The organism is Alkalihalobacillus bogoriensis ATCC BAA-922, assembly GCF_000621445.1.
Classification (GTDB): domain Bacteria; phylum Bacillota; class Bacilli; order Bacillales; family Bacillaceae_F; genus Bacillus_AO; species Bacillus_AO bogoriense.
The window spans coordinates 89,101-101,348 of the sequence record NZ_JHYI01000010.1 but is presented as its reverse complement, the minus strand read 5'-3'; the positions used below and the strand labels follow the sequence as shown (position 1 = coordinate 101,348).

General features: G+C 36.0%; 12 protein-coding genes and 1 other RNA gene. 2 read left to right on the top strand and 11 right to left on the bottom strand.

What is annotated here, in order from left to right; translation table 11 throughout:
- Positions 1–470: 470 nt before the first annotated feature.
- Entirely contained in the window at positions 471–1,967 is a 1,497-nt protein-coding gene (locus T323_RS0102725) for a carboxypeptidase M32 (protein WP_373279315.1), read from the bottom strand.
- A gap of 133 nt (positions 1,968–2,100) precedes the next feature.
- Between T323_RS0102725 and T323_RS0102720 the strand changes: the two genes are divergently transcribed.
- The gene (locus T323_RS0102720; protein WP_026671911.1) at positions 2,101–2,412 is read left to right on the top strand and encodes an iron-sulfur cluster biosynthesis family protein; all 312 of its coding nucleotides are present in this window, start codon (positions 2,101–2,103) and stop codon (positions 2,410–2,412) included.
- 50 nt (positions 2,413–2,462) lie between these two features.
- Here T323_RS0102720 and T323_RS0102715 read toward each other — a convergent pair whose 3' ends face one another.
- The 10 genes from T323_RS0102715 to T323_RS0102670 all read right to left on the bottom strand — a co-directional run bounded on the left by T323_RS0102715 (position 2,463) and on the right by T323_RS0102670 (position 11,002).
- Positions 2,463–2,726, bottom strand: coding sequence for a DUF2564 family protein (locus tag T323_RS0102715; RefSeq protein WP_026671910.1), 264 nt, complete (start codon positions 2,724–2,726; stop codon positions 2,463–2,465).
- A gap of 144 nt (positions 2,727–2,870) precedes the next feature.
- A complete protein-coding gene (locus tag T323_RS0102710; protein WP_035177459.1) occupies positions 2,871–4,013 on the bottom strand; it encodes a THUMP domain-containing class I SAM-dependent RNA methyltransferase in 1,143 nt (380 codons plus the stop codon).
- A 223-nt stretch (positions 4,014–4,236) separates the two neighbouring features.
- An RNA gene (rnpB, locus tag T323_RS28255) (RNase P RNA component class B) lies at positions 4,237–4,619 on the bottom strand.
- Positions 4,620–4,689: 70 nt separating this feature from the next.
- Positions 4,690–5,088, bottom strand: coding sequence for a reverse transcriptase-like protein (locus tag T323_RS0102700; protein ID WP_026671908.1), 399 nt, complete (start codon positions 5,086–5,088; stop codon positions 4,690–4,692).
- 29 nt (positions 5,089–5,117) lie between these two features.
- On the bottom strand, positions 5,118–5,426 hold the full coding sequence (gene gpsB / locus T323_RS0102695) for a cell division regulator GpsB (protein WP_026671907.1): 309 nt from the start codon (positions 5,424–5,426) through the stop codon (positions 5,118–5,120).
- A gap of 88 nt (positions 5,427–5,514) precedes the next feature.
- Positions 5,515–6,078 (bottom strand): SLOG family protein, encoded by a 564-nt coding sequence (locus tag T323_RS0102690; RefSeq protein WP_035177568.1) that lies wholly within the window; start codon positions 6,076–6,078, stop codon positions 5,515–5,517.
- 59 nt (positions 6,079–6,137) lie between these two features.
- Positions 6,138–6,446, bottom strand: a complete 309-nt coding sequence (locus T323_RS0102685) for a spore coat protein (protein WP_026671905.1) — start codon at positions 6,444–6,446, stop codon at positions 6,138–6,140.
- A 426-nt stretch (positions 6,447–6,872) separates the two neighbouring features.
- Complete coding sequence (locus T323_RS0102680; RefSeq protein ID WP_026671904.1) at positions 6,873–8,135, bottom strand: ribonuclease H-like domain-containing protein; 1,263 nt, start codon at positions 8,133–8,135, stop codon at positions 6,873–6,875.
- Between the two features lie 5 nt (positions 8,136–8,140).
- Complete coding sequence (locus T323_RS0102675; protein ID WP_026671903.1) at positions 8,141–10,417, bottom strand: DEAD/DEAH box helicase; 2,277 nt, start codon at positions 10,415–10,417, stop codon at positions 8,141–8,143.
- A 102-nt stretch (positions 10,418–10,519) separates the two neighbouring features.
- Positions 10,520–11,002 (bottom strand): DinB family protein, encoded by a 483-nt coding sequence (locus T323_RS0102670; protein ID WP_026671902.1) that lies wholly within the window; start codon positions 11,000–11,002, stop codon positions 10,520–10,522.
- A 108-nt stretch (positions 11,003–11,110) separates the two neighbouring features.
- Here T323_RS0102670 and T323_RS0102665 point away from each other — a divergent pair, with 108 nt between their 5' ends.
- Positions 11,111–12,118, top strand: coding sequence for a DUF3231 family protein (locus T323_RS0102665; RefSeq protein WP_026671901.1), 1,008 nt, complete (start codon positions 11,111–11,113; stop codon positions 12,116–12,118).
- The last annotated feature ends 130 nt before the right edge of the window (positions 12,119–12,248 follow it).

The window sequence follows — 12,248 nt, the reverse complement described above, 5'->3', positions numbered from 1 at the left end:
AAAAGTAATACGACAATAATAAGAATAAGTAAGGCCATTTTTCTCATGACTCACCCCCTTACCTAAATATAAGTTGTAACAGATGATTCGTTGCACTTTTGCTTTAACAACAAAGCGCTTACTTACATATATTCCGCTATTTATGTGATATTTGCCGTTTTCCTCATCTAGTTCGGACATACGTTCCGCTATTTGACTAGTTACCTAACCAAACGAACTTAGATTTTGAGGCATAACGGAACAAATGTCCGTAACAGCAGTCAAAGTCATTAAATTTCCAAAAATAGCGGAATATATGTCCAATAAAAAACACATATTTAGTTGTCCCATAAGAAAAACGCGTAGCGTCTTTTCTTTCAAGAAGTGGCTTTCAAAGCTTCACTGGTATACTAAAGTATTCATGCTTATCTTTTAAAAAAAGCCCTGGCAAAGTACCGTTGTACTTTGCCAGGGCTTGTTCTTAGACTATCTTAAAATTGATATAATTTGCTATATTTTTCACGAAGATTGTTCACTAAATAGCTTGGATTAATACCTTCTCCTGTAACATCTTTTAAGATTTCAACTGGTTGTTTAGTTTTCCCGAATTGGTGAACATGTTTTGTTAACCATTCTGTAATTGGTGTTAAGTTTCCTTCTTCTAGAAGCTCTCCAAAGTTTGGAATATCTTTGTCCATTGCATGTTTTAATTGCGCAGAATAAATATACCCTAATGCATACGAAGGGAAATAACCAAAAGAACCACCTGACCAGTGAACATCTTGAAGAACACCTTCTCCATCATGTGAAGGTCTAACCCCTAAATACTCTTCCATCTTATCGTTCCAAATTTGTGGCAAGTCTTTTACTTGAATTTCGTTATTGATTAAGCCTTTTTCAATTTCATAACGCAAGATGATGTGAAGTGCGTATGTCATTTCATCAGCTTCAATTCGAATGAGGGATGGTCCTGCCACGTTTATACCACGATAAAAATCATCAAAGCTTACATCACCAAACTGTTCTGGTGCATAAGATTGTAACAACTCATAGTTTTTCTTCCAAAATGACGGGTGACGACCGACAATATTTTCAAAGAACAACGATTGAGACTCATGAATCCCCATTGATGTCCCACTACATAAAGGAGTACCAATCAAATCTGTTGAGATGTTTTGCTCATATAAAGCATGTCCACATTCGTGAATTGTTCCAAAAATAGCTGTACGGAAATCATTTTCATCATATTTTGTCGTTACCCTTACATCATTAGGGTTTAATCCAATCGCAAAAGGATGAACTGTTTCATCAAGACGACCGGCATCAAAATCATATTTTAATTGTTTTAAAATATCTAAGCTAAATTGACGCTGCTTGTCTTTAGGAAAATGCTTAAAGAGGAAATCAGTTTCTGGTTTATTTGTAGAACTTTTTACTGCTTCGACTAAAGGAATTAACTCATTTCTCAATTTACCAAAGACATCATCTAAAATTTCAACTGTAATACCAGGCTCATAATCATCTAATAATGTATTGTATTTATTACCTTCATACCCACGATACTCAACAAATTTTCGTTGAAAGTCCACGATTTTTTCTAAATAAGGCTGGAAGCTCGCAAAGTCAGCGTTCTTTTTCGCATCTTCCCAAGCTGATTCGGCATTAGCTCGCAAAATAATAAATTCTTTAAATTCGTTTTCGGGTATTTTCTTATCGCGTTCATATACTTTTTTACATTCTGCTAATGTTTGTTTTGTTAATTCTGATATATCCTCTTTTCCAGAAAGAGCATCTATGTAACTTTTCATTTCGTCAGATGTATTCATCGCAAAAACTTCTGATGATAAGGTCCCAATTACTTCTGCACGTTGTTCAACTCCTTTTTTCGGAGCTCCTGTTCTTGAATCCCACGCCATAAGCATAACAGCTTCCGTATAATTCTGAATCTTTTTAACATAATCCATAAATTTTTGTTCCATATTTGTCATTTTTCTCATCCCTTCAATAACTGTCCTGTTAATTATTTCGACACTTGAAATAATTAACCTTTTCTATTTTATCATTTTTTCTTTTTTTTTGATAAGATAAAGATAAGCTTTTTTTCGGAGGTGTTTACAGTAAATGAAATTAACAATAACGAAGCGAGCAGCTAACTTTTATATAAATGAAATTCCTTTACAAAAAGATGATGCCCTCCGCTTATTTGTTCGTGTAGGAGGAGTTGGTTCTGGTGGCTTTTCAGTCGGTGTCCAAAAAGATGTCCCTCAACCTACTTCCTATACCATTGTTCAGGAAGGCATTTTATTTTTCGTCAATGAGGATGATTTTTGGTATATCGATGGAATGACAATTGATTATAACGAAGACATTAACTTAATGACGTTCGATAATCCGAACTGGACTAATATTGATCATCCAGACAAAAAAGAGTAACATACTTAAAATAGTCCCAATAGAAGCCAATCTAATGGGACTATTTCTTTTTATTTTTTTGCTTCTAGTAACTGGTGGTCGATTCGGTCAAGTAGCTCCGAAGACATTTCAAAAAAGGCTTCATCCACACCTGTTTGATGCGCGGCTGCATGATGATATTGTTGTTTTGCTTGTTCTAATGCATCAGTTGCTGCTTGTAATTGCTCCTCATCCATGCTCATTGTTGCTTGACCAACCATCCGTTGTGCAGCTTTTATTGCCATTTCCACTTGCTTAATATCGTTATAACCGGATTCATATTGGTAGTTTGACATTCCTAATTCCCTCCAAATTTAAAATGAAACAATGTTATTTTGTTCGCGATTTTAAGTTTATATACACTCATACAAGTTAACATAATATTATTATTGTACATATAAGAAGCCCATGGTAGATTATCCATGGACTTTTACCTTAGCTTATGCTTCATTTTTCGGTGGTCTTGGACCAAAAAATTGGTAGTAATCTGTTTTTAGGTTCCCGTTGTACAATTTCCGCCTTTTGGATGCAGGCTTGCCATATAAGGTTTCAAACTTTTCATTAGATGTTAAAATATAAATCGACCATGTTGCAAGCTCCTCTTTAAACAGCTCACCCATCTTTTTATACATTTGTTCAACTTCTTCTCGTTCACCTAACCGTTCACCATAAGGAGGATTGCCAACTAAAACCCCATATTCTTGCTTTGTGCGTAGGTCGGTAACTTGCATTTGTTTAAATGTAAGCAAATCTCCAAAACCCGCTTCAGTTGCATTGTTTTTTGCAAGCTCAATCATACGATGGTCAATATCAGTACCAAAAATCGACAACGGTTGATCATAGTTAGCGACATCCTCAATTTCTTCTCGAGCCTTATCCCATTTCGCTTTCCCGATAAATCCCCATTGCTCCGCTACAAAATCACGGTTAAATCCAGGAGCAATGTTTTGTCCAATCATAGCAGCTTCAATAGGAAGCGTTCCAGACCCACAAAAGGGATCAATAAACGGCTTGTCAGCATTCCAATTTGTTAGCATAATTAATGCTGCGGCTAACGTTTCTTTTAGTGGAGCTTCATTATGTAAATACCGATAACCACGTTTATGTAAGCCTGTTCCGCTCGTATCAATTGTTAACGTCGCAACATCTTTATGCAGAGCCACTTCAATTCGGTATAAAGGACCATCTTCACTAAACCAATTTGTTTTATATTTTTTTTTCAAACTTTCCACGACTGCTTTTTTAACGATGGCCTGACAATCTGACACACTAAATAATTTTGATTTTACCGAACGACCGATTACAGGAAATTCTGCATTTTCTGGAATAAAATCAGCCCAAGGTAATGCTTTTGTTTTTTCAAATAGTTCATCAAACGTAAAAGCTTCAAATTCCGCAATTTTTAATTTCACTCTGTCGGCGGTACGAAGCCATAAATTGCTGCGACAAATCGCTGATTCATCTGCTGTAAATTCAACTTTACCATTTTCTACTTTTACATTCTCATATCCTAAATCTTTAACTTCACGCGCAACAAGGGCTTCTAATCCCATTGTAGCCGTTGCAATTAATGTCACTGCCATAACCCAAATCCCCTTATTGTAAAAATGTCTAGTTCTCATTATAGAGCTTAGTTGAAAGAATCACAAACGAAACATAAAGAAAAACGGATGAGCGTCTTTTTGTTTCAAGCGAAGTGCGCAGCCTTCACTCTCCTAGAATAAGCTTTCAGATTTTTTCTTATAAAAAAAAATCCCAATGATGGGATTTTCATTTTGCTCAAATTCATTTGTCATCGCCAAAACGTTTGATAAGCCATGTTCTGTTCCTTCGTACTTCAAACGGTGATGAGCCTCGTACTCCGGTGGTAATCATCTATCTACAAGACATATGTCTTGTCCTTCTCTCCGTTCAGTTCCTTTGAGAAGGTGCCCCTACCATAGTTTGGGTTTCTCGCTCGAGGGGTTTACCTCGTTCCACTCTGTTCGTTTCCAAACAGACTACGTCACTGTGGCACTTTTCAGAAGCATCACACCATATCAAAAGACGTAGGTGCTTACTTCGCCGTTAATCCAGTAAAAAACCAGATTACCCTAGCTTATGACTTCGCTAGGCACGAACACTACGGTCATCGCAGACCGTGCGAGCATGGACTTTCCTCTACATTGCTGTAGCGACTACCTAAACGTTATTGGATGTCATCTGAGACAAATACAATTGTATAATCTTTACGGAAGATAATCAAGTAACAATATTAGGTTAGGTTTGCTGATTTTTCCTAATCGCAAGTCGTGCAAGCTCATCGGCATTTTTATTTTGATTGCTAGGAATCCACTTCATAAAAAACAAATCCAATTGGTCAATTAAACGCATCGCATTTTCATGTAAAGATTTGTATTTTTCTTTTTTGACAAACCGTTTTTCAACAGCATCATCAATGAGTTTTGAGTCTGTCCGAAAAGAAGCTGCACGAATACCGTTTTCTACACATATTGTAAGTGCATGAATTAATGCCATGTATTCAGCTTCATGGTTTGACATTTCCCCAAGATAAATAGAATGACGCTCGACTTGACCGTTTTTATAGTTCATAAAGATACCAGCCCCGGAAGGACCTGGATTTCCAGCACTAGCTCCATCAATGTAGACTTCAATCAATCATAACGCTCCTATCGGAAAAAGATTTCTTAATCAAACAGTTTACTACCAAACACCTTTTTTTCCAAATTGGATAAACGTTGTAAAATATCATAATTTGTACTACCAACGGCAGGAGTCACTTGTCTAGTTGATGTTTCAGATAATTTCTTCATTTCCCGTCGAAGTTGTTGATTTTCCTTTTCTAATGTTTCTAGTTTACTTTGAAATTGTTCATAGTCTTGTATAATTGTATCTAGAAATTTATCAACATCATCTTGGTTATATCCTTTTATACTAGTTTTAAATTCTTTTTCTAAAATGTCTTTCGCTGTTAATCTTATCGTTTGATTTGCCATTTTATTCACCTCGTCCATATAGCGAAAAAATTCGTTATTAGTATATTTTTTCAGAATATCGGGTAATTGTCAATTTCGATCTTTATAACTACCAATCAGATGGGCTTTCATATAGTTCTTCTCTCACTAAATCTTCAATATCTTCCGGTGTTATATAATATATTTCATAAGATGGATTTCTTGCTTGTTTTTTCATTGCTTCATCAATATAAAATCGGGGAGACCCGGGATTTTCATCGTTATATAGAACCAGAAGAGCTTCGGTTTTTTCAATAATGTATTTATTTTTCAACCGTAGTTGAATCGGGTTTTCATATTCTTTTTTTGAAATGCTATCAACAAAATCCGCGTTTGCCATAATATAGTTATATAATTGTTGTTTAGATTCATTCCAATTTTTTTCTTGGTTTAAAAAAGGCGTTAATATCCCAAGTTGGATCGGATACTGATTTTTTATCTGAAGTACGACTTCTGCAACCCAAAGCTCAACACCAAGTTGTCCACTTATAATGACCCATTCTAGCCCTTCATCAATAAATGACATGATCCGTTTTTCAAATGCTTTCTTAATGTAAGAAATCCCTTTATGTTTATCATCAAAAATTCCTAACTCATGTGCTTTATATCCAGTTACTGCTAACACTTTAGTCATCATTTTCAACCTTTCCTATGTAAGAGCAAGCTGCATAAGCAGCTTACCCGTTTTGAGGATTAAAAGAATGGACGACGTGGACGAGGTCCAGCAAATCCTGCACCTGCTACTCCTGGTGCTCCAGCAGGACCAAATCCTGCACCTGGTACTGCAGTTGGTGGTGCAATTACATTTTGGTGAGATACCGTTTGTTGGAATGATTCCGTGTGAGGGAATGTGTGAACATGTTTATAATTGTGATGTGTTAAGTTAGTTGTATGACTAGGATGAATGTTTGGTACAATATACTCGCAACACTTTTGTCTTACGTTACATTTTGTTGGGTGTACTACAGCTGGCATAATTTGAGTACATGGTTTTTGCCACATGTGATAATTCCTCCTTATAAGTTATTCAATATTAACCTATGTTAGAAGGGCATATCATGTACTAGTGGATTCACCTAATTTTCACGTCTTTTTTTAAAATATACGGTTTCATTACAGGTAACTGACTGCATAACATTCCTTTATGACATAGAATTAATCCCTGTCATGATAAAATACGTGAGACCAATCATGATGAAAAATAAATAAAATACGTATTTGGCCATCGTCATCTCCACTTTTTTAATTTTTCATTATTCCTACTTGTTATTGTACTTTCAATTTCAATTTTCGACAATTCTTTTATTTTCTTTCATCCTTCGACGTATTTCGAATATATTCCGCTAAGAAATTCGAACTTAACCACGAAACACCGCTAAATTTGCGCTTCCCTTGGAAATAACTGCGGAAGTATAAAACACAATTTCGTTAGGACGATTGCTGAAGCTTTCTCGTTAGCCTTTCAATTCTTTTCATAAGCTGGAGTAGCTCCTGGTCACTTTTCTTAGTTTTACTTTTCTTCACTAATTCCATAGCTTGTTTTGCATAATGTAACGCTTTTTCTACATCTTTCCATTGATGTTCATATAACATGGCCAATTCATGGCACCAGCCATACTTAGGAAACGCAGCAGTTGTCATGGCGTGTTCTAACACATGTACCGCTTTTTGGTACTGCTGATTCTTTTTATATAGTTTAGCTAATGGTAATACAGCGTCATATTGAACACTTGTTTCAGATTCTAAAACGGATTTATATAAAAAGAGCGCAATAGATTGTTCCCCAACAGCCTCATACCAACGCGCGATTTCAAACTTTTCTATTGGATGAAGGGAAAACGAGTCGTATTCTTGCAAACAAATTGAAAGATGAATATATAACGTAATTAAGGATAAGACATCCCATTCATTATGTTCTAGTACACCCTCGATAAAGTCAGGGTCTTGTTCATGTATAAAATCAAAATATAGCATCGGTGCTAAATAACCAGGTGTATCTTCTATTCGTTGAAATTGTAAAATTTCTTTTTCAACAACAGATAATTTACATGATGGTAGCGTATTTTTCCATAACCGTCGTGCCCCATGAAGCAAATCAAAATGACCAAATAAAGGTAATTTCGGGACTTCATTTCGAACAAATGTATGTCTTGTTTTTACTTGTGGCCAATCAAATGCTTTACCGTTATAAGTCACAAGATTTGAAAAGTCAGAAACATCCGTTAAAAAATGATGATAAAAAGCAACTTCATGTTCCGGGCCAGGTAGAAAATATTGCTTTACCACAACAGAATGTTCTTGGACTTGACTATAGCCAAGTAGAAAAATTGAATTTCCGGCTCCGCTGCTTAGCCCTGTTGTTTCTGTATCAAAAAACAATAAGTCGCTTTGCTTCCGACAAGCAGCAGATAAAGGATGATTTGTCCGAAGTTCATTCCACTTTTCCATTACAGGATGGAGTTGCACAAACGAATAACGCCCATGATTTTGATGGATTGGGATGTTCTTTTCGCGAATCATACAATACATCGATTCATAATAAGCAGGTTTACTTTCTAACTTATCCCACTTTTCGATAAATGGTATCGTAGAAAGCTCGTCACTTCCTCGTTGGAGTTGTTCATCATTCCTTATGTGTTCAGATATCCCCAAATCTTTTTTTAATCGTGATAATTTCCCTTTAAGTGACACAGCACTCACCCTTTATTTACGAATCTCATCAAACGTTTCACTTCAGTTTTTGGATTTTTACGATAATCAAATAACGTCCCCACGCAAGATGGACATCCTTTTTCACATGGACACCGATTAATAATGGTCATTGCGCGTTCAAGGATGAGATCAAAATGTTTATACACGGTCTCACTTAACCCAATCCCACCAGGATAACGGTCATAAATGAAAATCGTAGGCCTTTCAGAATGAACCGCTTTAATTTGTGGCACAACGTGAAGGTCACGACTATCACACATGACGAAAACAGGTGCAACATGCTGAATTACATTCGCTAACCCCGTTAATGCTTGTTCCAATGATTCTTTACCCACTTCAGATACCAAGCATTCTGGAAAAGATATCCACATCGCATTCGTATGCAGCTCTTCTTCTGGAAGATGAATCGGTCCTGAACCAATCGTTTCAAAAGTCGATAGTTTAATTTTTTTAAAAATGGTCGCCATCGCATTGACCATGACATCCCCATAGCCAAGTGATGCGTTAGACTGTGTAGCTGATTTATCTTCTTCTAACACTTTAAGTTGAACAGCTAAGTTTGCGTCTGTAAAGTAGTCAATTTCCACTTGCCTAACAAACGCTTTTTTTTCGTCCCAATCTAATAACTCAACTTGATGTTGGACTCCCTCGTGTAAATAAATCGCTTCATCATGAAGCAATGTCATCGCACTAAATCGGTCCATTTCTCCGATTACTTTAATATTAGCAACGTCGGTTTGGTCAATGATAATGACATTTTCCTGTGAAGCGGAACGCAAACTTATGTTATGAGCGGGAAACGAGTCATTCATCCAATAAAAAGTGGACCCTTTATGGTGAAGCACTTGTTCGTCAGCTAAAAACTCTAGTATTTCATCAATTTCTTCGCCACCAAACAACTCTCCTTGCTTAAAAGGAAGTTCATAGGAAGCGCATTTTAAATGGTCAACTAATATAATTAAATTGTTTGGATTAATTCTCGCTGATTCTGGTGATCTTTCAAAAAAGTATTCTGGGTGCGAAATGACATATTGGTCAATCGGTGCTGAATTTGCAACCATAATGATTAAAGATTCATCTTGTCTTCGACCAGCTCGTCCAGCTTGTTGCCATGCGCTCGCAATAGACCCTGGGTATCCATTCATAATACAAACTTGAAGTTGACCAATATCCACACCAAGCTCAAGTGCATTCGTGCTAACAACCCCTATAATTTCACCTCGTCGCAAGCCTCGTTCGATTTCTCGTCTTTGTTTCGGTAAGTAGCCGCCTCGATAGCCACGAATGGATTTTGTTCCTAACTCTTTTTTTACAATTTCTTGTAAATGTCGGAGGATAATTTCTACTCGAACTCGACTTTTCGCAAAAACAATCGTTTGGATTTGTTCTTTTAAAAATAATTTAGCTAAGTCATTCACTTCAACGGTTCCACTTTTCCGAATATGAAGTGGTTTATTTACGATAGGAGGATTATAAAAAACAAAATGTTTTTTTCCTCGTGGGGCTCCATTGTTATTAATAAGTTCCATCGGTTCTCCTGTTAGCTCTGTAGCTAATTGTTTCGGATTTGCGATTGTCGCCGATGTACATATAAAAGTAGGATAACTACCATAATATGCCGCAATTCGCTTTAATCTTCTTATGACATTCGCAACATGACTCCCAAATACACCACGATATGTATGAAGCTCATCAATAACCACGTATTTTAGATTTTCAAAAAAAGCGACCCACTTCGTATGATGCGGTAAAATCGCTGAATGTAACATATCTGGATTTGTAATGACAACATGTCCAGCCTTCCTTACCGCTTGGCGGATTGTCGGAGCTGTATCTCCATCATACGTATAGCATTTTACATCAAGACCCACTTCTTCAATCATTTCATTTAACTCACTTTTTTGATCTTGAGCTAAGGCTTTCGTTGGAAAAAGGTATAACGCTCGGCTTTCTTCTCGTTCTATAATTTCTTGTAAAACCGGCAAATTGTAGCACAATGTTTTACCAGAGGCTGTCGGTGTAACAGCAACGAAGTTCTTTTTTTTATAAGCCATATCAAACGCTGTACGTTGATGGCTATAAAGGGATGTAATACCTCTATTTAATAAAGCTTGTTTAATTCTTTCATCTACCTCATCTGGAAACAATGAATATTTCGCTTCAGTCGGAGCTGTTTGGTGCCAATATGAAATATTCTCTTTAAATCTATCATCGTTCTTTAATTGATTAATAAGTTCTTGTAATGTTTTCTTTCCAAACATTGTTTTCCTCCCGCTACTTACTTGTTTCTATTGTAGCGAATGTTTGTTTGTTTTTCTAGTTTTTGATTTGTACCAATCTATTCCTTTTATTTCATCCGAAAGCTAGTTTTTTTGCTCTAGCTTCATCATAATGTTTCTTCCAATAAAGTTGGAAGAAACAGGCTTACATTCCATTTGTCTTGCCCAAACTGATAATTGGCCAATATGGTGTATTTCATGAGCGATGACGTGGTGAAGAATTTCATCTTTTGTATACAGATTTTCATCCCATGGAACTTTTACTTTATTTGCTCTATCGACTGAAGCTAGTAGAGGCATCCATTGTAATATTTCTTTTTGTGTTTGATGAGATAATATTTTTATTTTTTCTAACGTATTGTAATCCGTAAATGTATAAGCTATATCTGATTTCCCCAAGACGCCACGAAGCCAGCTATACTCCACGTCTATAATGTGAAAAAATGTATATAAAAAACTTTTTACACCACCTTCACGTTCTAGCAAAAGCTCTTCTTCTGATAAAGACTCGCACCATTCAAACCACTCTTCTCTTATTTGCCAATTGTAGTGGAAAAAATATTCCAACTATAACACCTCTCTCATTTTACCGATACCTTACATAATTTTACCATTAATAATTTATGTATGTTGATGTGTATTCTATATATATTGAAAAAAACTATGGAGGTTGTTATGAGTAACTCACAACATGTTACACGGTTAACAGGTCCAGAAATTTCTGCTTTATGGACACAGTATGTAAACGATAGCATGTCAATTTGTGTACTGTCCTATTTTCAACAAACATGTAACGATTCAGAAATTGGAGCGATTTTTGACCATGCTCTTTCCCTTTCTACTTCCCATGTACGGGATATAAAAAAGAAGCTTCAAGCGGAAGATTATCCGGTCCCAATAGGGTTTAATGAAAATGATGTAAATCTTAATGCACCACCTTTATTTTCAGAAATATTTATGATTTCTTACCTTTATGCGATGACTCTTCACGGCTTAAACGCCTATTCTTTATCTTTAGGAACATCTGCTCGTGAAGACCAAAGAAATTATTATAAAGAATGTGGAAAAGAAGCAATGGAACTTTACGATAAAATTGTCGATGTCATGTTAAAAAAAGGGATTTATAGTCGCCCTCCCACCATACATCGGCCTGATACTGTTGACTTCGTAAAAGACCAACATTATTTATCTGGTTGGTTTCATAGAAGACCATTAAACGGAATTGAAATTGGAAACTTATATTATAACAACCAAAAAACGATTGTAAAAAGTGTGCTAGAAATTGGCTTTAGTCAAGTTACTAAATCAAAAGAGCTTCGGGAGTATTTTCAACGTGGCGAAAAAATTTGTACAAAACATATTGGCATCTTTAATGGCTTTTTAGAAAAGGACCACCTTTCATCTCCTGCAACATTAATTTCTGAAGTAACCAATTCAACGATGGCGCCTTTTTCTGATAAATTAATGTTATTTCATATTGTCTCTTTAGTTTCTGTTACGGTTGGATATTACGGGGCTGCCTTATCATCATGTCAACGACGCGATTTAATGGCACAGTATTTAAAAATCATGGCTGAAATCGGTTTATATGCTGAAGACGGGGCGAATCTGTTAATAAAAAATGGATGGATGGAACAGCCACCTATGGCTTCTGATCGCCAAGCTTTAGCCAATAATAAATAATAACTGGACTCGTAAAGAGTCCAGTTATTCGACTTTTCTAACGACTAGGACTAAGTCTAAAGAGGAATAAAAAGCTCATGATTTGGAATCGTAGTAACCGAACAAAACGAATGATTTTGTTCAAATATTG